This is a genomic window from Ralstonia sp. Ralssp110 (genome assembly GCF_047325135.1).
GTDB lineage: Bacteria > Pseudomonadota > Gammaproteobacteria > Burkholderiales > Burkholderiaceae > Ralstonia > Ralstonia mojiangensis.
In genome coordinates this window covers 2,347,284-2,370,194 of record NZ_CP168610.1, presented here as the reverse complement: position 1 = coordinate 2,370,194, position 22,911 = coordinate 2,347,284, and the positions used below count along the sequence as shown (strand labels likewise).

The 22,911-nt window shown below is 65.6% G+C and carries 16 protein-coding genes; 7 read left to right on the top strand and 9 right to left on the bottom strand.

Going from position 1 to position 22,911, the window contains the following annotated elements:
- The first annotated feature begins 12 nt into the window (after positions 1-12).
- Positions 13-1,332, top strand: a complete 1,320-nt coding sequence (locus tag ACEN9T_RS19995) for an MFS transporter (RefSeq protein ID WP_413706846.1) — start codon at positions 13-15, stop codon at positions 1,330-1,332.
- Positions 1,333-1,335: 3 nt separating this feature from the next.
- Here ACEN9T_RS19995 and ACEN9T_RS19990 read toward each other — a convergent pair whose 3' ends face one another.
- Complete coding sequence (locus tag ACEN9T_RS19990; RefSeq protein WP_092971636.1) at positions 1,336-3,168, bottom strand: ABC transporter ATP-binding protein; 1,833 nt, start codon at positions 3,166-3,168, stop codon at positions 1,336-1,338.
- 398 nt (positions 3,169-3,566) lie between these two features.
- Complete coding sequence (locus ACEN9T_RS19985) at positions 3,567-5,243, bottom strand: L-lactate permease (RefSeq protein WP_092971635.1); 1,677 nt, start codon at positions 5,241-5,243, stop codon at positions 3,567-3,569.
- Between the two features lie 259 nt (positions 5,244-5,502).
- Between ACEN9T_RS19985 and ACEN9T_RS19980 the strand changes: the two genes are divergently transcribed.
- The 3 genes from ACEN9T_RS19980 to ACEN9T_RS19970 all read left to right on the top strand — a co-directional run bounded on the left by ACEN9T_RS19980 (position 5,503) and on the right by ACEN9T_RS19970 (position 12,356).
- A complete protein-coding gene (locus ACEN9T_RS19980; RefSeq protein ID WP_413706845.1) occupies positions 5,503-7,848 on the top strand; it encodes a patatin-like phospholipase family protein in 2,346 nt (781 codons plus the stop codon).
- Between the two features lie 168 nt (positions 7,849-8,016).
- On the top strand, positions 8,017-9,198 hold the full coding sequence (locus ACEN9T_RS19975) for an efflux RND transporter periplasmic adaptor subunit (protein WP_413706844.1): 1,182 nt from the start codon (positions 8,017-8,019) through the stop codon (positions 9,196-9,198).
- A 2-nt stretch (positions 9,199-9,200) separates the two neighbouring features.
- Positions 9,201-12,356, top strand: coding sequence for a multidrug efflux RND transporter permease subunit (locus ACEN9T_RS19970; RefSeq protein ID WP_413706843.1), 3,156 nt, complete (start codon positions 9,201-9,203; stop codon positions 12,354-12,356).
- 9 nt (positions 12,357-12,365) lie between these two features.
- On the opposite strand, the gene ACEN9T_RS19965 is transcribed toward ACEN9T_RS19970, so the two are convergent.
- The 7 genes from ACEN9T_RS19965 to ACEN9T_RS19935 all read right to left on the bottom strand — a co-directional run bounded on the left by ACEN9T_RS19965 (position 12,366) and on the right by ACEN9T_RS19935 (position 18,766).
- Positions 12,366-13,190 carry an alpha/beta hydrolase gene (locus tag ACEN9T_RS19965; RefSeq protein ID WP_413706842.1) on the bottom strand — a complete coding sequence of 275 codons (825 nt, stop codon included), beginning with the start codon at positions 13,188-13,190 and terminating at the stop codon, positions 12,366-12,368.
- On the bottom strand, positions 13,187-14,473 hold the full coding sequence (locus ACEN9T_RS19960) for an MASE1 domain-containing protein (protein WP_092971630.1): 1,287 nt from the start codon (positions 14,471-14,473) through the stop codon (positions 13,187-13,189). Before ACEN9T_RS19960 ends, ACEN9T_RS19965 begins: the two co-directional genes overlap by 4 nt.
- 89 nt (positions 14,474-14,562) lie before the next feature.
- The gene (locus tag ACEN9T_RS19955; protein ID WP_413706841.1) at positions 14,563-15,204 is read right to left on the bottom strand and encodes a glutathione S-transferase family protein; all 642 of its coding nucleotides are present in this window, start codon (positions 15,202-15,204) and stop codon (positions 14,563-14,565) included.
- Between the two features lie 47 nt (positions 15,205-15,251).
- Positions 15,252-16,442, bottom strand: coding sequence for a PLP-dependent aminotransferase family protein (locus tag ACEN9T_RS19950; RefSeq protein WP_092971628.1), 1,191 nt, complete (start codon positions 16,440-16,442; stop codon positions 15,252-15,254).
- A gap of 140 nt (positions 16,443-16,582) precedes the next feature.
- Positions 16,583-17,053 carry a RidA family protein gene (locus ACEN9T_RS19945; RefSeq protein ID WP_260802746.1) on the bottom strand — a complete coding sequence of 157 codons (471 nt, stop codon included), beginning with the start codon at positions 17,051-17,053 and terminating at the stop codon, positions 16,583-16,585.
- Positions 17,054-17,098: 45 nt separating this feature from the next.
- Positions 17,099-18,037, bottom strand: coding sequence for a DMT family transporter (locus tag ACEN9T_RS19940; protein WP_413706840.1), 939 nt, complete (start codon positions 18,035-18,037; stop codon positions 17,099-17,101).
- Positions 18,038-18,046: 9 nt separating this feature from the next.
- Complete coding sequence (locus ACEN9T_RS19935; protein WP_413706839.1) at positions 18,047-18,766, bottom strand: alanyl-tRNA editing protein; 720 nt, start codon at positions 18,764-18,766, stop codon at positions 18,047-18,049.
- A 131-nt stretch (positions 18,767-18,897) separates the two neighbouring features.
- Here ACEN9T_RS19935 and ACEN9T_RS19930 point away from each other — a divergent pair, with 131 nt between their 5' ends.
- From ACEN9T_RS19930 to ACEN9T_RS19920, 3 genes are all read left to right on the top strand, one after another.
- A complete protein-coding gene (locus tag ACEN9T_RS19930; protein ID WP_316884574.1) occupies positions 18,898-20,376 on the top strand; it encodes a PLP-dependent aminotransferase family protein in 1,479 nt (492 codons plus the stop codon).
- A 102-nt stretch (positions 20,377-20,478) separates the two neighbouring features.
- Positions 20,479-22,401 (top strand): molecular chaperone HtpG, encoded by a 1,923-nt coding sequence (htpG, locus tag ACEN9T_RS19925; protein ID WP_413708487.1) that lies wholly within the window; start codon positions 20,479-20,481, stop codon positions 22,399-22,401.
- Positions 22,402-22,409: 8 nt separating this feature from the next.
- Entirely contained in the window at positions 22,410-22,907 is a 498-nt protein-coding gene (locus tag ACEN9T_RS19920) for a DNA-deoxyinosine glycosylase (protein WP_413706838.1), read from the top strand.
- The last annotated feature ends 4 nt before the right edge of the window (positions 22,908-22,911 follow it).

The following is a 22,911-nucleotide window of genomic DNA, read 5'->3' as shown; positions in this document are numbered from 1 at the left end:
CGGAGACACCCCATGTCGAACCACACCTCTGCGCCGTCCTACGCCGGCCGCGCCGACGCGCAGGCGACCGGCCACGCGCAACCGCTGTCTCGCACGCGCGCCATTGCCGCCATCACCATCGGCAACGGCCTGGAGTTCTATGACTTCGTGGTCTACAGCTTCTTCGCCACGTTGATCGGCCGGCTGTACTTTCCGGTCGGCAACGCAACCGGCCAGTTGCTGATGTCGTTCGCCACGTTTGGCGTCGGCTTCCTGATGCGGCCGCTCGGCGGTCTGCTGATCGGCATGTACGCCGACCGCGCAGGCCGCAAGCCCGCCGTGGCGCTCACGTTGTGGCTGATGGGCCTGTCGTCGCTGATCTTCGTTGTCACGCCGACCTACGCCCAGATCGGCATCCTCGCGCCGGTGCTTGTCGTGCTCGCGCGGCTCGTGCAGGGCTTTGCCATTGGCGGTGAGATGGGTGCTTCGACCGCGCTGCTGCTGGAGTACGCCGACGACCGCTCGCGCGGTTTCTATACGAGCTGGCAGCCGTTCAGCCAGGGGCTGGCGGCGCTGTTCGGCGCGCTGGTCGGCCTGCTGCTGAGCAACCTGCTGGCGCCCGCGGCGCTGGAGTCGTGGGGTTGGCGGCTCGCGTTCGTGATCGGCATTCTCGTGATCCCGGTCGGCCTGGTCATCCGCCGACGCCTCGAAGAAACCGCCGCGCCGCACAGCACGCGCGAAGCCGACGCAACACTGCCGCTGCTGCGCGAACACCGCCGCACGCTGGTGGCGAGCATTCTGCTGATGATCGGCGTGGCTTCGTCCACGTACATCATCGTCTACTACCTCAGCAACTACGCCGTGAGCGTGCTGCACATGCCGCTGTCGCTGGGCATCTGGGCGGCGTGCATTGCGGCGCTGGTGCAGGTGGTGCTGTCGCCGTTCGCCGGGCGGCTGGCCGACCGCGTCGGGCGTCGCAAGGTGGTGCTGTGGTCGCGCGTTGCGCTGCTGGCGATGATCTATCCGGCCTTCGCGCTCATCAACGCAGAGCCTTCGCTTGCCCGGTTGCTGATCGTGGTCGGCTGCCTGTCGGTGCCGATGTCGATGACCTCGCCGGCGTCCATGGTGCTGGTGAGCGAGGTGCTGCCGCAGCGGCTGCGCGCCACGGGGCTGTCGATTGCCTACTGCGTTGCCATTGCCATCTTCGGTGGCTTTGCGCAGTTCTTCTCGACCGAGCTGATCCAACTCACGGGCAATGCAAACGCGCCGGCCTTCTACGTGATCGGCTGCGGGCTGGTTTCGCTGATCGGTCTGGCGATGGTGCCCGAGACGCTCGGCCGCCGCCTCTCGTAACGCTCAGTCCACCCCGACGAAACCGCCGGTCTGGTGCGCCCACAGCCGCGCATACAGGCCACCGTGTTCCAGCAGCTCCGCGTGCGTGCCGCTCTCGACGATGCGCCCGCCATCGAGCACGACCAGCCGGTCCATGCGCGCGATGGTCGAGAGCCGGTGCGCGATGGCGATCACGGTCTTGCCCTGCATCAGCGTTTCCAGGCTTTCCTGGATGGCGGCTTCCACTTCCGAATCCAGCGCGGACGTGGCTTCGTCCAGGATCAGGATCGGCGCGTCCTTGAGCAGCACGCGCGCAATCGCGATGCGCTGCCGCTGACCGCCCGAGAGCTTCACCCCGCGTTCACCCACCAGCGCATCAAAGCCGCGTCGCCCTTGCACATCGGATAGCTGCGGGATGAACTCGTCGGCGCGCGCCCGGCGCACTGCTTGCATCAGCTCCGCCTCGGTGCTGTCGGGTTTGCCGTAGCGCAGGTTGTCGCGAATGGAGCGATGCAGCAGCGACGTATCCTGCGTGACCATGCCGATCTGCTCGCGCAGGCTCTCCTGCGTCACGGCCGCAATGTCCTGACCGTCGACGAGGATGCGGCCGCGCTCCACGTCGTACAGGCGCAGCAGCAGGTTGACCAACGTCGATTTGCCCGCACCCGACGGGCCGACCAACCCGATCCGTTCGCCAGGGCGCACCACGAGGTCCAGCCCTTCGATCACGCCGCTGCCCTTGCCGTAGTGAAAGCCCACGTGCTCGAAGCGCACTTCGCCCCGCGTCACATGCAGCGGCTTGGCATCGGGCTGATCGATCACGGCGCGCGGCAGCGCAATGGTCTGCATGCCGTCCTGCACCTGCCCGACGTTTTCAAAGATGCCGTTGACCACCCACATGATCCAGCCCGACATGTTGTTGATGCGGATCACCAGCCCCGTGGTCAGCGCGATGGTGCCGGCGCTCACACGGCCCTCGCTCCACAGCCAGAGCGCGAGCGCCGACGTGCCGACGATCAGCAGGCCGTTCATGGCGGTGATGGTGAAATCCATGCCGCTGATCATGCGGCCGGACAGGCGTGTCTTGTCGGTCTGCTCGGCCATGGCGTCGCGCGCGTAGCTTTCTTCGTGCTGCGTATGCGCGAACAGCTTGAGCGTGGTGATGTTGGTGTAGCCATCCACGATGCGGCCCATCAGCTTGGAGCGCGACTCCGTGGCGATGACCGAACGCGCCTTCACTCGCGGTACGAAATAGCTCAGCGCCGCGATGTAGCAGCCAATCCACACCAGCAGCGGGACCACGAGCCACCAGTCGGCCCTGGCAAACAGCACCATCGCACTGATCGCGTAGATCACGACATGCCAGAGCGCATCCACCGACTGCACGGCTGAATCGCGCAGTGAAAAGCCGGTCTGCATGATGCGCTGGGCAATGCGGCCCGCAAAGTCGTTCTGGAAAAACGTCAGGCTCTGCTTGAGCACGTAGCGGTGGTTCTGCCAGCGGATCAGGTTCGACAGGTTGGGGTTGATGACCTGGTGCACAAGCACGTCGTGCAGACCGAAGATGACCGGCCGCGCGATCAGCGCCACAAAGGCCATCCACAACAGCTCGTTGCGGTGGCGGCCGAAGAATTCCGGGCCGGGTGTTGCCTGGATCATGTCGACGATGCGGCCGAGGAAGTCGAACAGCGCGACCTCGATCAGCGCACCCAGCAACCCCACCACCAGCAGGAACGCGAAGACGCCGCGCACTTCACGTAGGAAGTACGCATAGAAACGCCAGACATTGGCCGGAGGCTGGGTGTCGGGCAGGGGACGGAACGGATCGATGAGTTTTTCCAGGCGGCGCAGCAGCATGTCGGGTCGGGGGGAAGAGGAGACCGACGCCCCAGGGCGGGACGTGCGCGGAAGAGCCGCCCATGATACGCGCGTGAAAGTGCCCTTGCTGGCGAGCTGGCTTACGGGGTGCAGGACTCGGCGGTTGGAGCTCAGAGCTCGACGCGTGAGGCTTTTTACTCGGCGGTTGGAGCTCGGAGCTCGACGCGTGGGGCTTTTTGCTCGGCGGATGGAGCTCAGAGCTCGGCGCGTGAGGCTTTTTGCTCGGCGGTTGGAGCTCAGAGCTCGACGCGCGGGGCTTTTTGCTCCGCCGTTGGAGTTCGGAACCCGCCTTGCGAGGCTTTTAGCTCGACGTGTCGGATTCGCATGAAAAAAGCCGCTCGGTTGAGCGGCTTTCGGGTTCCGTCGGGAGCGGGGGCTCAGTGCACCACCATCCGCGTGAACGGCTCCACATAGGCCTGCAGGGTAATCATCAGCCCCACCAGGAAGGCCAACGCCAGCGAGTGGAAGAACACGTAGCGCAGGATGTCGCCCTCGTGGCCGTACCACTTGGTAGCCGTGGACGCCACGACGATGGACTGGGCGTCGATCATCTTGCCCATCACGCCGCCCGAGCTGTTGGCTGCGGACATGAGGATCGGCGACAGGCCCAGCTGTTCGGCCGTGGTCTTCTGCAGGCCGCCGAACAGCACGTTCGATGCCGTATCCGAGCCGGTCAGCGCCACCCCCAGCCAGCCCAGCATCGTGCCGAACAGCGGGTACAGCACGCCCGTGTGGGCGAAGGCCAGGCCCAGCGTCGCGTCCAGACCGGAGTAGCGCGTGAGGTAACCGATGCCAAACATCGCGCAGATCGTCAGCAGCGAATAGCGCGTGAGCTTGATGGTGTTCCAGTACTCCTTGAGCATGCGCGGTAGCGAGTAGCCCATCAGCAGGCCGCCCACGATGGCCGACACCAGGATGCCCGTGCCCGCCATCGACAGGACGTTGAAGTTGAACACCGCGCCTTCGGCAATCACCTTGGGCACCACCGGCGGGCCCTTGAGCACCATCTTGTCGAGGCCCGGAATGGCGAACTTGAATGCCCAGAGGCCGTCGGCAAACGCCTTGAACTGCGGTACGCCCCAGATGAAGACGAACACCGTCAGGATCACCCAGGGCAGCCATGCCTGCACGCGCGTGATCTTGCCGTTGGTGCCGGTGGTGGCTTCGCGCGCCTCGGCGGCGGCTTCGGGGTCGACGCGGGAGTTGTCTTCGCGGTTGCGCAGGGCGGTCGACGTCCAGATCGTCTTGGGTTTCCACACCTTCAGGAACAGCGTGAGCGTGCCCATCGACACCAGCGCGGCAATCACGTCAACCAGCCATGGGCCGTGGAAGTTCGACACCAGGAACTGCGGAATCGCAAACGACACGCCCGCCACCAGGATCGCCGGCCAGATCTGCAGCATGCCGCGGAAGCCCGCGAACGCCCAGATCAGCCAGAACGGCACCAGCACCGAGAAGAACGGCAGCTGGCGGCCGACCATGGCGGAGAGCTGCAGCAGGTCCAGCCCCGTGACCGACGCCAGCCCGATGAGTGGCGCGCCCAGTGCGCCGTAGGCCACCGGCGCGGTATTGGCGATCAGGGCCAGCCCAGACGCGGCCAGCGGCGAGAAGCCCAGACCGATCAGGATGGCACCCGTGACGGCCACCGGCGTGCCGAAGCCCGCTGCGCCTTCAAAGAAGGCACCGAAGCTGAACGCCACGAGCAGGAGTTGCAGGCGCCGGTCTTCGGTAATGCCGGAAATCGAGCTCTGTAAGACCTTGAACGACCCGTTCAAGGTGGTGAGCCGATGCAGGAAGATGATGTTGAGAACGATCCAGCCAATTGGGAACAGGCCGGAGACGATGCCCAGACCGGCTGCCTTGCCGGCCATGGCGGTCGGCATGCCGAACACGAACGAGGCGATCCCCACCCCGACAATCAGCGCCAGGCCGGCGGCCAGATGCGCCTGCATATGGAAGAACGCCAGCGAGCACAGCAGCACCGCAACCGGTACCCCGGCCGCTAGGGTTGACCACACGGCACTGCCGAGCGGGTCATAGACTTGATTCCACATCTTGATCTCCTCCTGTTTGGGCGTTTCAGTTCTTGTCGATACCGAACGTCTTCTGTCGCCCCTTTTCGCAGGGGCAAACGCGGATTGTAGGAACAAGCGTGTCCGGGTCCCGGCAATATTCTGTCACTTTCGCCCTGAAAAGTATTCATCGGCGGCGGTGCGAGGGTTGACGCGGCGCACGCAATCGCACCGGGTAAATCCGGGTTGTGGAATCATTGCGCCTGCAGCGCTGCCCACCACCCCAATTCGCCCTCCATTCATGGCTTCTCTGACGGCCTTCCTGCTTCGCCGCCACGGCTCCCGATTGGCTACCGCCGTGGTCACCGTGTTTGTGGCATTGGCGGCGCTGTCGCCTGCCGTGCATGGCCAGACTGCGCCAGCGCCCGCGCAGGCAAACACCGAATCGACGCGGCCGCGTATCGGCCTGGTGCTGTCGGGCGGCGGGGCGCGCGGCTATGCGCATATTGGCGTGCTGAAGATGCTGGAGCGCATGCGCATTCCCGTGGATGTCATTGCTGCCACCAGCATGGGCGCCGTGGTGGGCGGGCTGTACGCCAGCGGCATGCGTGCCGATGCGCTGGAGCAGAAACTCTCGCAGGTGGACCTGAGCGACATCGCGTTCGATCGCAACGATCGGGCCAAGCTGCCGCAATCGCTGCGCGAGGATGATTTCCAGTATCCGATCGGCTTGTCCGCTGGCTATGGCGACGGCAAGCTCAAGCTGCCCGCCGGGCTGGTGCAGGGCAACCGCCTGCTCGCGCTGCTCAAGAACTGGACGGCGCAGTGGCCCGACAACATCGAGTTTTCGCGCCTGCCCATTCCGTTCAAGGCCATGGCGACGGATCTGGCCACGGGCGACGGGGTGATTCTCGACCACGGCTCGCTGCCGCTGGCGATGCGCGCCAGCATGGCGGTACCGGGCTTGTTTGCGCCCATCGAGGTGGGCGGGCGCACGCTGGTGGATGGCGGCCTGGTGAGCAACCTGCCCGTGCAACTCGCGCGCGACATGGGGGCGGACATCATCATCGCCGTCAACATCGGGTCGGACTTGCAGCGGCCGGAAGACCTGGCCTCGCCGGCGGCGGTGACGCAGCAGATGATCACCATCCTCGTCGGCCAGAACGTGCGGGCGCAAAAGGCGCTGCTGCGCGGCAAGGATGTGCTGATCGAGCCGCAGCTCTCGGAGCTTTCGTTCACCGATTTCGCCAAGGGCCCGCAGGGCGTGCGGGAGGGCGAGCGCGCGGCGCAGGGCGTTGAAGCGAAGCTCGCGACGTTGTCGCTGTCGCCGCAGGCGTATGCCGTGTACCGCACGGCCCATGAGCCGCAGGGCACGTTGGTGGCGGGCGCACGCATCGACGCCATCGATGTGACCACCAGCGGCCGTGTGCCGCCCGCGCGCGTGCGCCAGTTGATCAAGGTGCGCGAAGGCGACGCGTATGACGCCGAAGCGCTCAATCGCGAACTGTCGGCACTGGCCACCACGGGCGACTTCGAAACCGTCACTCAGCAGCTGGTGGAACAGAACGGCGTGCATACGTTGAAGATCGATGCGCATGAAAAGTCTTGGGGCAACCAGTTCTTCCTGTTCGGGCTGGGCATGTCGACCAACTTCGACGGGCGCGGCGCGTTCAACGTCAATCTCGGCCATCGGTATCCGTGGCTCACGCAGAGCGGGTTGGAGTGGCGCAATGACATCGTGCTCGGCAGCAACCGGGCGAGCATCCATACCGAGTTGCGCCAGCCGCTGTGGCAGGCGCGCGGGTTCTACGTGGCGCCGTATGCCGAGTACTCGCGCCGGCGCTCCGATCTCTACTTTGACGACGAGGCGCCGACCAAGGACGCCAAGCCGTTCAACAGCATGACCCTGGAGACCGCACGTGCCGGCGTGGACCTTGGTATCCCGCTCGGCCGCAAGGGCGAACTGCGGCTGGGTGTGAACTACATGAGCAAGAGCGCGGCGTTCAATTACCTGGCGTTGACGGAGGAAGGCGCGCTGGACTTGCCGACGCTTCGCGCCAAGCAGCCGGCCTTCCGCGCCCAGTTGACGCTGGATCAGCTGGATGACCCGCTGTTCCCGCGCAGCGGCTACTACTTCTACAGCAGTGTGGAAGCTGGCTTCGGTTCGCTCGACAAGAAGTTCAACACCGCCCAGGCCAAGGGCCTGTGGGCGACGAGTTACGGCCGTCACACGTTCAATGTGGCGTTGGAGGGGGCGGGCCAGTTTGGCGTGAACAGCCCGACGCGCGAAAACGATGGCAACACGGGCAACGGCGCCAACGAGGGTTTTTTCCTGGGCGGCTTCCAGCACCTTTCCGCCTACGCGCAGGACCAGTTTAACGGCCAGTACATGTTGTACGGCCGCCTGACGTATCTGTACGACCTGCGCGTGGACGACCTGCTCGGCCTGCGCGCTCCGGTGTTCGGCGCCAGCGCCGAGGCCGGCAACGTCTGGCAGTTGCGCAACAACTTCGGGCGGGGCCCTTACCTGAAGAGCGGCAGCGTATTTGTTGGCGGCAACAGCCCCATCGGGCCGCTGTACTTCGGTTTTGCGGTGGCGCCGCAGGGCGTGTGGAACGTGTATTTGCAGCTGGGTCGCGTCTTCTGAAACAGCGTCAAGCAGAAGCAGGCCGGCCTGCGTACGCACGCAGCGCCTGCTTCGTAAGGTCTTGATCAGACTGGGAAATCAATCGGTCAGACTGCGGCGGATGTGCGTGCTAGCCTTCCGCTTCGCTTTTTCAAGACCTCGGGCGTGGCCGCGCCCAGCCCCCTTTCCATGATGTTCTCCGTGTTGTTCCGTCGTTCCCGTTCGTCCCGGTGGTTGTTGTGCGCGTGCGCCCTGACTGTGTTGCAGGCGTGCGGCAAGCATGCTGATGAGGCCGCCAAGCCCGCTGGTCCGCCGGAGGTCGAGTTTGTCGTTGCACAGCGCTCCGATGCGCCGCTGGTGACCGAATTGCCGGGCCGCCTTGAGCCGTATCGCACTGCCGAAGTGCGCGCGCGCGTTGACGGCATCGTCCTCAAGCGCGCCTACGAAGAAGGCCAGGTGGTCAAGGCCGGCCAGGTGCTGTTCCGCATCGACCCGGCACCGCTCAAGGCGCAGGTGGACGCCGCGCAAGGCGCGCTTGCCCGTGCGCAGGCGCAACTCGCTATCGCTCGTGACAAGGCTGCGCGCTACAAGGGGCTGGCCGCCACGCGCGCCGTGAGCGAGCTGGAATACGCTGAAGCGCAATCCGCCGAGCGTCAGGCCGCCGCAGACGTGGTGTCCAGCCGTGCCGCCCTGGAAACCGCACAACTGCGCCTGGGCTATGCCACCGTCACGGCCCCCATCGCCGGCCGCTCGCGCCGCGCGCAGGTCACCGAAGGTGCGCTGGTCAAGGAAGACGCTGCCACGCCGCTCACCACTGTCGAGCAGATCGACCCGATCTATGTCGACTTTGCCCAGCCCGCCGCCGAGGTGCTCGCCTTGCAGCGCGCGCTCCAGAAGGGCCAGGTCGCTGCATTGAGCGGCCAGGACATCGGCCTGCAGGTCATCCTGAGCGATGGCGTGGCATACGAGCGCCCGGGCAAGCTGCTGTTCTCCGATCTGGCGGTAGACCGTGCGACGGATAACGTATCGATGCGCGCCGTGCTGCCGAACCCCGATGGCTTGCTGCTGCCCGGCATGTATGTGCGCGTGAAGCTTTCGCACGCCGTGCAGCAGGGCGCGGTGACGGTTCCGAAGGGCGCGTTGCAGCGCGACCGCCAGGGGGCATCGGTGTTCCTGGTGCAGGCCGACAATACGCTGGCCGTGCGTCCCGTGGCTGCGCAAACGTTGGCCGGTGACCAATGGCTGGTGACAAGCGGGCTGTCCGGCGGAGAGCGCCTCGCCATTCCGGGCATGCAGACGCTGGAAGCAGGCATGGCGGTCAAGCCGGTGCCCGCAGCACCGCGTGCTGACACCAAGCCGAAGAAGGGCTGACCATGGCACGCTTCTTTATCGACCGCCCGGTCTTTGCCTGGGTGATTGCGCTGGCCATCATTCTGGCCGGCGTGCTCGCGCTGCCCAAGCTGCCGGTGGCGCAGTATCCGAACATCGCGCCGCCCAATGTCAGCATTTCGGCCAACTACCCGGGGGCGTCTGCGCGCACGGTGGAGAGCGCCGTCACCGCCATCATCGAGCGCGAGATGAACGGGGCGCCGGGGCTGCTGTACATGTCGTCTTCGTCTGACGCGGCGGGCAACGTATCGATCAACCTGTCGTTCACGCAGGGCACGAGCCCCGATCTTGCGGCAGTGGAGGTGCAGAACCGGCTGAAGATCGTCGAGGAGCGTCTGCCCGAGGTCGTGCGCCGCAACGGCATCCGCATCGAGAAGGCGGCCGAGAACTACATGATGTATCTGTCGCTGACGGCCGAGCGCGGCCGCTTTGACGGCATCGACTTGGGTGACCTCGCCTCGTCTGACTTGATCCCGCAGTTGCGCCGCGTGCCGGGCGTCGGCACCGCTCAGTTGTTCGATGCGGAATACGCCATGCGCATCTGGCCCGATGCCGACAAGCTGACCGCATTGGGCCTGACCGCCAGCGACCTGAGCGACGCCGTGTGCCGCTACAACGCGCGCATCACCGTGGGCGAAATCGGCAGCGGCGCCGTGCCGGGCAGTGCGCCCATCAACGCGAGCGTCACCGGCGACGATGGGCTCACCACGCCCGATGCATTCGGCCAGATTCCGCTGCGTGCGGACGCACAGGGCCGCATGGTGCTGCTGCGCGATGTGGCGCGCGTGGAGCTGGGCGGCAGCGATTACCTCTACCTGTCGCGCATGAACGGCAAGCCGGCTACGACCATCGGCATCAAGCTTGCCCCTGGCGCCAATGCCGTGGGCGTGGCCAAGCGCGTGCGCGCGGTGCTGGACGAAGCGCAGGCGTATTTCCCGCCCGGCGTGCGCTACGAGGTGGCGTACGACAGCTCGCGCTTTGTCGGCATCGCCATCGAGCAGGTGGTCAAGACGCTGCTCGAAGCCGTGGTGCTGGTGTTCCTGGTGATGATGCTGTTCATGCAGAACCTGCGCGCGACGCTGATCCCGACGCTGGTCGTGCCGATCGCGCTGCTGGGCACGTTTGCGGTGATGCTGCCGATGGGTTTTTCCATCAACGTGCTGACACTGTTCGGCCTGGTGCTCGCCATCGGCATCCTCGTCGACGATGCCATCGTGGTGGTGGAAAACGTCGAACGCGTGATGCATGAAGACGGGCTCTCGCCACGCGAGGCGACGGCCAAGGCGATGCGGCAGATCAGCGGGGCCATCGTCGGCATCTCGCTGGTGCTGACGGCGGTGTTCGTGCCGATGGCGTTCTTTGGTGGCGCGGTGGGCAATATCTACCGGCAGTTTTCGCTGTCGCTGGCGGTGTCGATGGTGTTTTCGGCATTCCTGGCATTGACGCTTACGCCAGCGCTTTGCGCGACGCTGCTCAAGCCGGTGCAGGTCGGCCACGATGCCGAGCGCAAGGGCTTCTTTGGCGCATTCAACCGGGGCTTTGCGCGTTTGACGGCACGCTACCAAGGCGGCGTTGCCAAGCTGCTGAACCGCACGGGCCGCGCGCTGGTGGTGTACGGCGCCGTCATCGGCGTGGTGGTGCTGCTGTTCACGCAACTGCCGACGGCCTTCCTGCCGGAAGAAGACACCGGCGAGTTCATGACCGTCGTCATGCTGCCGACCGGCGCCACACAGGCGCAGACGCTGGACGTGGTGCGGCAGGCCGAGCAGCACTTCATGACGCAGGAGCCGGCCGTTGCGTCCACGCTGGCCATCACGGGCTTCAGCCTGTACGGCAACGGCCAGAACGCGGCCATGCTGTTCCTGACGCTCAAGGACTGGAAGCAACGCAAGGGCGCTGACCAGCACGTCGACGCCGTGGTCGAGCGCGCCAATGCGGCGTTCGGCAAGATCAAGGGCGCGATCGTCATGGCGATGAACTCGCCCGCGCTGCCGGAGCTGGGCAGCAAGCCCGGCTTCGACCTGCGCTTGCAAGACCGCGGCGGCGCCGGCTACGAGCGCCTTGCGCAGGCACGCGACCGCATGCTCGCGGAGGCCGCCAAGCATCCCGCGCTGTCGGAAGTCACGTTTGCGGGCCAGGGCGATGCACCGCAGGTGCTGATCGATGTGGACCGCAAGAAGGCGCTGTCGATGGGCGTGTCGATCGAAGACATCAACCGCACGCTGGCGGTGATGTTCGGCTCCGACTACGCGGGCGATTTTGTCTACCGCAACCAGGTGCGCCGCGTGATCGTGCAGGCCGACGGCAAGCAGCGCGTCTCGGTCGAACAGCTTGGTCGCATGCACGTGCGCAATGCCGCGGGGGCGATGGTGCCGCTCTCGGCGTTCACCACGACGAAGTGGATCGTCGGGCCGCTCAAGCTCGATCGCTACAACGGCTTTCCGGCCATGACGATCACCGGCTCGCCGGCACCCGGTCATAGCTCAGGCGAGGCCATGGCGGCGATGGAGTCGATTGCGCGCGGTCTGCCCGAAGGCTTCGGCTACGAGTGGACGGGGCAATCGTTCGAGGAGCGGCTGTCGGGGGCGCAGGCGCCGGCACTGTTTGCGTTGTCGATCCTCGTCGTGTTTCTGTGCCTCGCGGCCTTGTACGAGAGCTGGTCGATTCCGCTGGCGGTCATGCTGGTGGTGCCGCTGGGCGTGCTGGGCGCGCTGCTGGGCGCCACGCTGCGTTTCCTGCCCAACGACATCTACTTCAAGGTTGGGCTGATTGCCACCATCGGGCTGTCGGCCAAGAACGCGATCCTGATCATCGAAGTGGCAAAGGATCTGGTGGCGCAGGGCATGGGCCTGATCGAAGCCACGCTGGAGGCCGCGCGCCTGCGCTTCCGGCCGATTGTGATGACGTCGCTGGCATTTGCGTTTGGAGTCGTGCCGCTGGCGATTGCAAGCGGCGCTGCATCGGCCAGCCAGCGCGCCATCGGCACGGGCGTGTTGGGCGGGATCATCGCGGCGACAGTGCTGGCGGTGTTTCTGGTGCCGGTGTTCTTTGTGGTGGTGCGAGGCGTGTTCAAGGGCAGCGAGCGGCAGCGCCGGCTGGACGCGGCGCACGAGCATGAAAGCATGGGGCCGGCCGCCTGATCGGCGCGATCACTCCGCGGCGGCTGGGCTCTTGCGCCTGGCTGCCGCTGGGTCGAAACCGAAAAAGCCGAGGACCTCTGCGGCGACCTGATCGCGGTCGTTGTCCACGCAGATCATGTGGTAGCTGTTTTCCAGCACAACGCTGCGCACATGGGGCAGCGTGGCCTGCAACGTTTGGGCCGAGCGCAGGCTGGTGAGTTCGTCTTCGCGGGAATGAATCACCAGCGTCTGGCACTGCGTATCGGGCGCTCCGGCCAGCGCCCAGCGCCGCAGCCGGTCCACCTGACGAATGCACGCCAGCGGCACCCACGGATAATGGAAGCTGTCACCTCGCGCGAGCTTGGCTTTGATGATCCGCCGCAACAGCGGGTTCTTGATGCCGAACGGCTCATCTTCTTCCACGCGCATGCGCGCAGCCATGCCCGGGATGCGATAGACCGCGTAGCGCAGATCCCGATACCACGGCGTGGACCAGCCATCGATATGGATGGGCGTGGCGAGCAGCGCCAGCCTGTCTTGCGGGCGCGCAATGCCATGCCGAACGCGATGCGCCAGCACCAGCGCCAGCAATGCGCCCATACACATCCCCGCGATATGCACGGTGTCATGCTCGGCGACGAGCTGCTCATACGTTTGCGTGAGCGTTTCAAGCCATGCTTCGGCGGGCATGTGGATGAGGTCTTCTGGGCGCGTGCCGTGGCCGGGCAAGGTCGGCACGTGCGTGACGGCGCCAGCGCTGCGCAGCGCTTTCTGCAGCACGCCCAGGTCGTAGGCCGTGCCGCCCAGGCCATGGATCAGCAGCACAGCCGTGCTGCCGGGCGCCGATGAGGTCACAGTGCGGTCTCGACCGACCAGGTACCGGTTACGAGCGCCGTGTTGCCAACGGCGTCCGTCAGTGGGCGACCGGTATCCACCACGGTGTGCAGCGTGCCGTCGCGTGCGGTGATGCGCAACGTCTGGCGGCGTGCGGGCGTCGCGGCCTCGTCTTCCAGCGCGGCTGCGCCGAGCCAGCGCGCACGCAGCGCGTCGCGGTCATCCGGATGCACCAGTTGCAGCACGGTCGAGATCGACGCCATGCTCGCCGGTTCGTGTCCGAACACGAGAGCCACGTCGCCGCCCCAGTCGATGCGGCCGCTGGCGGGATCGATGGTGTAGACGAGCTGGCCCGACGCCGCCAACGCCAGTTCCACGCGGTTCTGCCACTGCGCGCTTTGCTCGTGCAGTTGTTCGCGCGTGGTTTTGAGCGCGCTCACCAGCAGCACCAGCAGCGCGGCAATGCCCAGGTACAGCTGCGCTTCCAGCAGCGACTGGCCATAGTGGTGATCCAGCACGGCGAACGGGCCGTCGCCCTCGGCGGTTTGTGTGAGCGCCACCAGCGTGAGCAGCAGCACCGCCATCGAGCCACCGCGTCCGCCCCACAGAAGGGCTACCACCACGGCAAAGAACAGCGGGACGTACGTCAGCGCAAAGCCGATTCCGTCGCCAAATTTGGCATCGCTGTTGCCATCGAAGATGACGTACGCCGACAGCGCCAGCGCAACGACGGCTGCCAGACCGAGCACGAAATCCGTGCGGTCCGTGCCGCCCGAGCGGAACGCGCGAAAGCGCGACCATGCCGCCAGTACCGGCGTGACGATCAGCACGCCCAGAAAATCCGATGCCGCCCAGATGCGCAGTACGTGCCCGAACGAGCCGCCTTGTGACCATGCAAACCATGCCGCCCCGAACAGCGCCCCCAGCAGCGCACTGACCGCGCCTGCCACCAGCATCGCGCGTACGAAGTAGAGCCCTTCAAGCGGCACGCGCGCCAGTCGCACCAGCGCCACGGCCAGCGCCGCGCTACCCGCCTCGTCGAGTACAAAGAGCATGGCGTGCGCGGGGTTGGTGTGTTCAATGGCTGCTAGCGCCAGTTGCGCTACGGCAAACGCTGCGCCCAGCCCCGGCCATTCGCGGTACGGCCGCAGCATGAAAGCGGCCATGGTCACGCCCGCCGGCAGCCAGATGTAGCCCGTCATGTCGACCGGCCCATTCAGCCGATGCGACACGATGGCGGCAACCAGGTAAAGCGCGCCCCACAGGATCGTGGCGACGGTGGTGGAAGGTCGGTTCAATGGCATCCGGGTTTCCCTCGGTGAAAACAAAAAACCGCGCCGGCGTGGGTGCCGTGCGCGGTTGGTGATGCTACCGCAACCGGTTTCGGGCGGGCTTAGACGACAGGCAGCGCCAGGACTTCCCGCGCGGCCCGGCGGTCGCGCAACTCGGCCATCCACCGCTCGAGGTTCGGTCGCGCCGGGCGGTCCATCGGCAGGCCGAGCCAGCGCTGCGTTGCGCAGCCGCAGACGATGTCGGCCATGGTGAATCGGCGGCCGGCCACGTAGGGCTGCTTGGCCAGCACAGCTTCGAGGACGGCGGTGCTGCGCTCGGCGGCCTGGCGCGAGCGTTCAATGCGCTCGGCGTCGCGCTGGTCTTCCGGCGTACGCACGAGCTGCATGAACGCATCCACCATCGACGGGCTGTACGACGTGGTTTGCCAGTCCATCCAGCGGTCGGCATCGGCGCGCTCGTGAAGCTCGAGCGGGTAGAGGTTGCCCGGGCCGTAGCGCGCCGAGAGGTAGCGCACGATGGCGTTGGATTCCCACAGCACGAAGCGCGTATCGCCGGAATCGTTCAGGCCGTCTTCGATGACGGGGATCATCCCGTTCGGGTTCATCGCCTTGAATTCCGGCGTGTCGACACCGCCAAAGGCGCCGCCGACGTCGATGCGCTCATGGTCCAGCGACAGCTCGCGCGCGCACCAGACCACTTTCTGAACGTTGACCGAAGAGAGTCTTCCCCAGATCCGCAGCATCGACGACGGCTCCTTTCTTGAATGGATGGAATGGATCGTTATGTAATTTAGGCGGCCTTGGGCGTGAGCGCTGCAATTTCCGCGCGGATCAACTCGCCCAGCACGGCAATGCCTTGCTCGATGCGCTCCGGTGCCACCGTCACGAACGCCAGCCGCAGCGTATTGCGACGCGGCGCATTGGCATAGAACGGTGCGCCCGGCACGAAAGCCACATTGCGCGCGACGGCCTTTTCCAGCAGCGCCATCGTGTCGATGCCTTCCGGCACCTCAACCCAGATGAACATGCCGCCTTCCGGACGATTCCAATGCACACCGGCCGGCATATGGCGCGTGAGCGAGTCGAGCATCGCCTCGCACTGCTTGCCATAGAGGTTTCGGATGCTCGGGATGTGCGTATCGAGCAGACCGGTCTTCAACACCTCGTACGCCACGCGCTGCGTGAAACTGGGCGTGTGCAGATCCGATGCCTGCTTGGCCTGCACGAGTTTGAAGTGGATATGTTCGGGCGCGATGATGTAACCCAGGCGCATGCCCGGTGCGAGGATCTTCGAGAACGAGCCCATGTAGATCACGCCGTCCGGATTGAGCGAGCGCAGCGACGGCAGGGCATCGCCGGTGTAGCTCAGTTCGCCGTACGGATCGTCTTCCACGAGCAGCACGCCGAGTTCCTTCGCGCGGGCCACCAGGGCTTGGCGGCGGTCCAGCGGCAGACGGCGGCCGGTCGGGTTCTGGAAGTTCGGGATCGTGTAGAAGAAGCGGGCGCCGGCAGCCAGCTCTGGCGTGAGCGCATCCGGCAGCAGGCCTTTGTCATCGGTGGCGATGGACGTATAAGTCGGCTCGAACAGCGAGAACGCCTGCAGCGCGCCCAGGTACGTCGGCGTTTCGACCAGCACCTTGCTTTGCGGGTCGATAAAGATCTTGCCGAGCAGGTCCAGCCCCTGCTGCGAACCCGTGGTGATCAGCACGCGCGAGGCGGTGGTGCCATGACGTTGGGCGATCCACTCACGCAGCACCGACAGGCCTTCGGTCGGGGTGTACTGCAGCGAGGCCTGCGGGTTGTCAGCAAACATGCGGGCGCACGCCGCCTGAATCGCTTCGACCGGGAAGGTGACGGGGGCGGGCAGGCCACCGGCAAACGAAATGACCTCAGGACGTTCGGTGATCTTGAGGATTTCCCGGATCGCCGAGCTGGTCAGTTTCTGAGCGCGGCTGGAGAAGGTACAGGCGGTGTGGTCCATGGTGTGGTCCTAGTGTTGCGGCGCCCACCTCGTGAGCAGGCGCCGTGGGTGGGCAAAACAATGAGAATAGCAGGCAACCGGCCCGTCTAACATTGGGCCGCCACCTTAGAGACTGTAGTGAAAAGCGCGGCTCAGATCGCTCAGGCGACTTCGGCAATCAGCTCGATCTCGACGCAGGCGCCGAAGGGAATCTGTGCGACGCCGAAGGCGCTGCGGGCATGCTTTCCGGCGTCGCCAAACACGTCGGCAAACAGCTCCGATGCGCCGTTGGTCACCAGGTGCTGTTCGGTGAACTCCTGGGTGGAGTTGACCAGGCTCATCACCTTGACGATGCGCTTGACGCGGCTGAGGTCACCGCCCAGGTGCGTGTTCAGCGTGGCCATCAGGTCGATGGCGATGGCGCGTGCGGCTGCCTTGCCTTGTTCGGTGGTCATATCGGCGCCGAGCTTGCCGACCCACGGCTTGCCGTCTTTCTTGGCGATGTGCCCGGACAGAAAGACTTGATTGCCGGTTTGCGCGGCCATGACGTAGGCGGCAGCGGGGGCGCCGGCGGCGGGCAATTCGATGCCGAGTTGCTTGAGCTTGGCCTGAGCGTCGTGCGAGGCGGTCATGAAGACTCCTTGGTAAGTGCGGTCAACAAAAGAGGGAAGACGTTGCTATCGGCGGACCGACGTGCGCCGGCCGATGCCGACCACGGCAATGACGGCCAGCGCAAACAGCACGGTCGGCGCATCGAGCGATTCGCCCAGCAGCAGCCAGCCGCCGATCAATGTCATGAAAGGTTGCAGCAATTGTATCTGGCCGACCCGCGCAACACCGCCCGCTGCCAAGCCGGAATACCAGAACAGGAAGCCGATGAACATGGAAAAGGCCGATACATAAGCCAGCCCCATCCAGGCACGGGACGACGCATGCGCCAGCGCCTCGGCCTGATGTGTGGACGGCAGCCACGCCAGCGCGCCCACCAGCGGCAGCAGCACGGGCAGGGAGACGACCAGCGCCCAGGCAATCGTCTGCATGCCGCCCAGCTCGCGTGCGAGCCTGCCGCCGGTGGCATAGCCGAGGGCGCCTGTCACCATCGCGGCGAAGAGGAGCCAATCGGCGCGGTGGAGGGCGCCGGCCCCTTGCAACAGCGCAAAAGAAACGACAAGCACGCTGCCCACCACGGCGCATAGCCAGAACCCTGCGGACGGCCGCTCGCGCCCGAACCAGGCGGCGAAGATGGCGGTCGCAAGCGGCAGGAGGCCGGTGATGATGGCGCCATGGGCGGCCGGTACATCGCGCATGGCCAGCGATGAAAACAGCGGAAAACCCACCACCACGCCCATCGCCGTCACTGCAAGTTGCCACCACTGATTGCCGTGCGGGCGTTTGGCCGCAGAAAACGCGCCGGTTGCCGCAAGCAGGCCCAGCGCCAGCGCGCTTGCCAGCACCGCGCGCGCCAGCGCCACGAATGTGGCATCCAGCTCGGCGACGGCCATGCGCGTGAACGGCAGCGTCTGGCTGAAGATGGCCACGCCGATGAAGCCGAGCAGCAGGCCTCGGCGTTCAGCGTGGTCGACGTGTTGCATGGGCAGGGCGGCGGACTTGTTCATGGCGGCCGCTCAATCTGCAAACGCCACAGCCACGCGTCGGTTCTGGCGGCTCTTCTTTTCGATCTTGGTGACGACCACGCGGCCAATTTCTCCGGTGGCGCGCACATGGGTGCCGCCGCACGGCTGGCGATCGATGCCGTCGATATGGATGATGCGGATGGCCGATGCCCCCGCCGGCGGTGCCGCGCCGATGGTGCGCACGAGTTCGGGCTGCGCGGCGAGTTCTTCCGGCGTGATCAGATCGATGCGCACCGGCGTGTTGCGGCCGATGAGTTCATTCAGTTGCGTGGTGAGGGTGTCGCGGTCGAGTGTCGATTCCGGCAGGTCGAAATCGATGCGGCCGGCGTCCGGGGAGATACCGCAACCCGTGACGGGCACCGGAATCAGCGAGCCCAGCAGGTGCAGGCACGTATGCAGCCGCATCAGGCGGTGGCGGCGGTCCCAGTCGATGGTGGCCGTGACCGGCGTGCCGGGCCAGAGCGGGGAGAGGTTGGCGCTGTCGGCGGGCACATGCAGAACGGTTTGGCGATCGGCGCTGTAGACGGTGTCGGCAATCGCAATGGTGTGCCCATCGGCCAGGACCAGCGTGCCGGTGTCGCCCGCCTGGCCGCCGCTGCGGGCGTAGAACACCGTGGCGTCCAGTTCGATGCCTTCCGGATGCACGGCGACGACGGTGGCGTCGCAGGTGGCGCGGTAGGCGTCTTCATCAAAGCGTTTCAACGTTGGCATCGGGGGCGTCTCCGGGTTCGCTGGGGGCGGAATTCTGACCTTGATCCTACCGAACTGCGTCTGTACAGTACCTGTACACTTTGTCGTGGCGCTTTCTGTACAGTTTTCGGCCCGCTTCCGCCTCCCTCGTCATGAATTCCACCTCCCACATCATCAGCCTGGATGCCCGCCGCGCGGCCGCCCGCCCGGCGGCGGAGCAGTTGCCTGACCCGATTCCGTCGGCGCAGATGACGCTGGTGGATCAGCTCACCGAATGGGCGCGCATGCGCATCGACGAGCGCGTGTTTCGTGCCGGGATGCGCATGCCGTCGATCCGGCAACTGGCTCAGGAGAAGAGCATTTCGCGCTTCACCGTGGTGGAGGCGTACGAGCGGCTGGTGGCGCAGGGGTATCTGGAATCGCGGCGCGGTTCGGGCTTCTACGTCAAGGAGCGCCAGGCGCCACTGCCCGAAGAGCCGGTCGCGCCGCCGCCGACCGCCGCGCGCAAGATCGACGTGACGTGGCTGCTGCGGAACATGTTCCATTCCGCCGAGCCACGCAAGGCGCCGGGCATTGGCTTTCTGCCCAACGGCTGGCTCGACGGCGAGCTGATCGCCAACGCGCTGCGCACGCTCGGCCGGCAGAACGGCAACCAGTTTCTGGCGTGGGGATCGCCGCAGGGCTTCTTGCCGCTGCGCCAGCAGTTGCAGACGCGGTTGGCGGAGCTGGAGATCGGCGCGCGGCCGGACCAGATCGTCATGACCTCGGGCATCACCTCGTCGCTGGACCTGATCGCGCGCCAGTACGTGCAGCCCGGCGATACGGTCCTGGTGGGCGATCCGGCGTGGTTCCTGATGTTCGGCCGCTTTGCCGCGCAAGGGGCGCAGGTGATCGGCGTGCCGTACACCGCCGAGGGGCCCGACCTGGTGGCGCTGGAGGGGCTGGTGCAGGTGCGCCGGCCCAAGCTGCTGATCATCAACTCGATCCTGCATAACCCGACGGGCACGTCGCTGTCGGCGGCCAAGGCGTTTCAGTTGCTGCGGCTGGCCGAGCAGTACGGTTTCCTCATCGTCGAAGACGATATCTACGGCGATCTCGCCCCGCCCGGACATCCCGGGACACGGCTGGCCAGTCTGGACCAGCTGCGCCGCGTGATCTACCTGAGCAGCTTCTCAAAGACGCTCGCGGCCAACCTGCGTGTAGGGTTCATTGCCTGCCACCCCGAGCTGGCCAAGAACCTCGTCGACGGCAAGCTGCTGACGGGCCTCGTCACGCCCGAGATCAACGAGCGCGTGCTCTACAAGATCCTGACCGAAGGCCATTACCGCAAGCATGTCGAACGCATACGCGCCCGTCTGGACCGCGCCCGCGACGGCGTGCAGCGCAGCCTGGAGCGCATGGGCCTGAAGCTGTTTGCGCAGCAGGGGGCCGGCATGTTTCTCTGGGCCGATACCGGTCAGGACACCAACGCCATTGCCCGCGCCGGGCACGAACAAGGCTATGTGTTTGCGCCCGGGAGCCTGTTTTCGCCGTCGCAGATGCCGTCGACGTGGATGCGCTTCAACATTGCGACCAGCGCCGATCCGGAGTTGCTCCGATTCCTGGCGGACCAGCTCGATCGCGGGGCTTGAAAAACGCGCGCCACGCCTTATCTAGCCTCACAAATTCATGCGGGCGCATGCGCAACGTGTAGCCCGCTTCTCTTTCCACTTTCCAGACTTTTTATGCACACCATGAGCGCACCGCACGAGAAGATGGCTTTCCAGGCAGAAGTGAAGCAGCTTCTGCATCTGATGATCCACTCGCTGTACAGCAACAAGGAAATCTTCCTGCGGGAGCTGGTTTCCAATGCGTCGGATGCGGTGGACAAGCTGCGCTTTGAGGGCATCGCCAACCCGTCGCTGCTGGAAGGCGGTGGCGAGCTTGGCATCCGCATCGGCTTCGATGCTGTCGCGCGCACCATCACGATTGCCGACAACGGTATCGGCATGAGCCGCGACGAGGCCATCCGCAACCTTGGCACCATCGCCCGCTCGGGCACGCGCGAGTTCTTCAGCCAGCTTTCGGGCGACCAGCAGAAAGATGCTGCGCTGATCGGCCAGTTTGGCGTGGGCTTCTACTCGGCGTTTATCGTGGCCGATCGCGTGACGGTGGAATCGCGCCGCGCCGGCGTGGCCGCCAATGAAGGCGTGCGCTGGGAAAGCACTGGCGATGGCGAATTCACCGTCGACACCATCGAACGCGCCGAGCGCGGCACGACCATCACGCTGCACCTGCGCGAGGGTGAGGACGATTTCCTCTCCGCCTGGCGCGTGAAGTCAGTCGTGCAGAAGTATTCGGACCACATCTCCCTGCCGATCCAGATGCGCAAGGAAGCGTGGGACGAAGAGAAGAAAACGATGGTGGCCCAGGACGAATGGGAAACCATCAACCAGGGCAGCGCACTGTGGGCACGCCCCCGCGCAGACGTGACCGACGAGCAGTACATCGCGTTCTACCAGCACATCGCCCACGAAAACGGCAAGCCGCTCGCCTGGACGCACAACCGTGTGGAAGGTCGCAGCGAATACACGCAACTGCTGTACATCCCGACCAACGCGCCGTTCGACCTGTGGGACCGCGAGCGCCGCAGCGGCCTGAAGCTGTACGTCAAGCGCGTCTTCATCATGGACGACGCCGAGCAACTGCTGCCGGCCTATCAGCGCTTCGTGAAGGGCGTGATCGATTCGGCCGATTTGCCGCTGAACGTCTCGCGCGAAATCCTGCAGGAAAGCCGCGATGTGAAGGCCATCCGGGAAGGCTCCACCAAGCGTGTGCTCGGCATGCTCGAATCGATGGCCGAGTCGGATGACGCGGCCGAGAAGGAAAAGTACGCCACGTTCTGGCAGAACTTCGGCCAAGTGCTCAAGGAAGGTATTGGCGAAGACCAGGCCAACAAGGACCGCATTGCCAAGCTGCTGCGCTTTGCGTCCACGCACAACGAAGACAGCGCCCAGACCGTCTCGCTGGCGGATTACATCGGCCGCATGAAGGAAGGTCAGGACAAGATCTACTACGTGACGGCCGAAAACTGGACGGCTGCCAAGTCGAGCCCGCATCTGGAAATCTTCCGCAAGAAGGGCGTGGAAGTGCTGCTGCTGACCGATCGCGTGGACGAATGGATGCTCTCGTTCCTGCACGACTTCGAAGAGAAGGAACTGGTGTCGGTGGCGCGTGGCGATCTCGACCTGGGCGCGATGGAAGACGAGGCCGAGAAGGCCGAGCACGCCAAGGTGGAGGGCGAGTTCAAGGCGCTGGTTGAGCGTGCCAAGGCGGTGCTGGGCGACAAGGCCAAGGACGTGCGCATCACGCATCGACTGACCGATTCGCCGTCGTGCCTCGTGGCCGATGAAGGCGATATCAGCGGCACGCTGGCGCGTCTGCTCAAGCAGGCCGGCCAACAAGCGCCCGACAGCAAGCCGGTGCTGGAACTGAACCCCACGCACCCGCTGGTGCGCAAGCTCGCGCTGCTGGAAACCGTGACCGGCAACGAAGCCGACCGCGCCGCGTTTGAAGATCGCTTGCATGTGCTGTTCGACCAGGCACTGTTGGCCGAGGGTGGCGCATTGGCCGACCCGGCGGCGTACGTGCAACGCGTGAACCGCCTGCTGGCCTGACGACGAGCGTGACGCTCAAACGATGTTTTCCGCCCGTGGTCGACGCGCACACGCGCGTGCTGATCCTGGGCAGCCTGCCCGGCGAAGCATCGCTTGCGCAATCGCAGTACTACGCCTACAAGCACAACCAGTTCTGGCGCCTGGCCGGCGAGGTGATCGGCCAGGACCTGCCGGGCATGGAATACGCCGCGCGCTTGAAGGCGCTGCTCGCCCATCGCATCGGCCTGTGGGATGTGGTGGCCGAGGCCAAGCGAGAGGGCAGTCTCGACAGCAAGATCCGCGACCATGCCGGCAATGATCTGGCCAGCCTCATTGCTTCGCTACCCGAGCTGGCGGTGATCGCCTTCAACGGCGGCACCGCCGCGCGCATTGGTGCGAAGGCGCTGGGCGACATCGGCGACCGGCACACCATCCTCAAACTCCCTTCCAGCAGTCCAGCTTATGCAGCCGTGCCGTACGCCCAAAAGTTGGTGGCGTGGCAAGCGCTGCGTGAGTGGCTGTCGTAGCGCT

What these genes read in the sequence shown, in the direction of transcription:
- ACEN9T_RS19995 (WP_413706846.1), top strand. Translation starts at nt 13, where the DNA reads ATGTCGAACCACACCTCTGCGCCGTCCTACGCCGGCCGCGCCGACGCG.
- ACEN9T_RS19990 (WP_092971636.1), bottom strand. Translation starts at nt 3,168, where the DNA reads ATGCTGCTGCGCCGCCTGGAAAAACTCATCGATCCGTTCCGTCCCCTG.
- ACEN9T_RS19985 (WP_092971635.1), bottom strand. Translation starts at nt 5,243, where the DNA reads ATGTGGAATCAAGTCTATGACCCGCTCGGCAGTGCCGTGTGGTCAACC.
- ACEN9T_RS19980 (WP_413706845.1), top strand. Translation starts at nt 5,503, where the DNA reads ATGGCTTCTCTGACGGCCTTCCTGCTTCGCCGCCACGGCTCCCGATTG.
- ACEN9T_RS19975 (WP_413706844.1), top strand. Translation starts at nt 8,017, where the DNA reads ATGATGTTCTCCGTGTTGTTCCGTCGTTCCCGTTCGTCCCGGTGGTTG.
- ACEN9T_RS19970 (WP_413706843.1), top strand. Translation starts at nt 9,201, where the DNA reads ATGGCACGCTTCTTTATCGACCGCCCGGTCTTTGCCTGGGTGATTGCG.
- ACEN9T_RS19960 (WP_092971630.1), bottom strand. Translation starts at nt 14,473, where the DNA reads ATGCCATTGAACCGACCTTCCACCACCGTCGCCACGATCCTGTGGGGC.
- ACEN9T_RS19955 (WP_413706841.1), bottom strand. Translation starts at nt 15,204, where the DNA reads ATGCTGCGGATCTGGGGAAGACTCTCTTCGGTCAACGTTCAGAAAGTG.
- ACEN9T_RS19950 (WP_092971628.1), bottom strand. Translation starts at nt 16,442, where the DNA reads ATGGACCACACCGCCTGTACCTTCTCCAGCCGCGCTCAGAAACTGACC.
- ACEN9T_RS19945 (WP_260802746.1), bottom strand. Translation starts at nt 17,053, where the DNA reads ATGACCGCCTCGCACGACGCTCAGGCCAAGCTCAAGCAACTCGGCATC.
- ACEN9T_RS19940 (WP_413706840.1), bottom strand. Translation starts at nt 18,037, where the DNA reads ATGAACAAGTCCGCCGCCCTGCCCATGCAACACGTCGACCACGCTGAA.
- ACEN9T_RS19935 (WP_413706839.1), bottom strand. Translation starts at nt 18,766, where the DNA reads ATGCCAACGTTGAAACGCTTTGATGAAGACGCCTACCGCGCCACCTGC.
- ACEN9T_RS19930 (WP_316884574.1), top strand. Translation starts at nt 18,898, where the DNA reads ATGAATTCCACCTCCCACATCATCAGCCTGGATGCCCGCCGCGCGGCC.
- htpG (WP_413708487.1), top strand. Translation starts at nt 20,479, where the DNA reads ATGAGCGCACCGCACGAGAAGATGGCTTTCCAGGCAGAAGTGAAGCAG.